Genomic DNA, 1088 nt, shown 5'->3' on the forward strand with positions numbered 1-1088 from the left:
ACTCCGGAAACCAAGGATTCCGCTAACCCTGCTTCCGAGAAAAAAGAAACGCCCAAGCTCCAGACCGTTTCCATGCCCGCTTACCACGGCACCCTGAAAACCCTGCTTCAATCCCTGCAAATCAGCCATGGTTTGTTTTTCAAATACAAACAGGGCGTGTTGATCATCCGCAAGACNTCCCCGGCCTATGTAAAGGTGCTCATGCCCGGCACCCAGGAGAACTTGATAAAACTATTAAACTCTTTTGGTGTTCAGGACTCTTTTTATGATGAACTGTCCTCCCGGATCGTTTTTAACACGGATTATTATACATANCTGACCATTTACGATTATTTCAAAAACAATCCGTATCTTACCCTGGTTGTATTCGATATCATGATCCTTGAAGCCCAGGACAGCCAGACATATAAACACGGCATTGACTGGTCTCAGTTGACGGCCAGTTTAACGGAGCTATATGAAGATCCGCTTANATTTTCCGTCACCGGCTCAGATGACGGCTTTTCCCTGAATCTTGGCGGCGGCCANTTATCACTTAAATCCGTTGTTGAATCCCTGGACGAATTGAAAGATTTTACCGTCCTTCAGTCTGCCCGGATCTCTGTGATGAATGGCTCCACCGCCGAGCTTGATGTGTCGGAAAAAATTCCCTACGTAAAAGCAATTACCGTTTCTTCCATTGACGGCGCGTCTGATAACGTTGCCCAGGGTTATGAATTCGACACCGTTTCTTCCGGCCTTCTCTTAAAACTCAAGCCCTCGGTTTCCGGCAACATCATCTCAACCCAGTTTACCGGAAACATCCAAAGCCTGATTGAATTTCTTGAGGTTGGAACGCAGCCGAACCTTGTCAGACAACCGCAAATATCTATCCGAAAAATTGATAATCAAATCGTCTTCAGGGCTGGTGAAACAACCCTGATCGGCGGTCTGAAATATAACAAAGGAAGCGTNTCAAGGTCCTCTTTAAGCTGGTTAAAGATGGGTCTTGACAATCAGGAAGCCACGCAATTTTCGGTTTCCATATTAATCAACAGTGAGGTGATACGCTATGTGTTTTCTTAAGCGAATCCTCAGCGTTGTGTCAT

The 1088-nt window shown here is 45.8% G+C and carries 1 protein-coding gene; it reads left to right on the forward strand.

Annotated elements, in window-relative coordinates; genetic code table 11:
• Positions 1 to 375: 375 nt before the first annotated feature.
• Positions 376 to 1065, forward strand: a complete 690-nt coding sequence (locus B147_RS33495) for a hypothetical protein (protein WP_425387019.1) — start codon at positions 376 to 378, stop codon at positions 1063 to 1065.
• The last annotated feature ends 23 nt before the right edge of the window (positions 1066 to 1088 follow it).

This window comes from Desulfobacter curvatus DSM 3379, from assembly GCF_000373985.1.
Lineage (GTDB): Bacteria > Desulfobacterota > Desulfobacteria > Desulfobacterales > Desulfobacteraceae > Desulfobacter > Desulfobacter curvatus.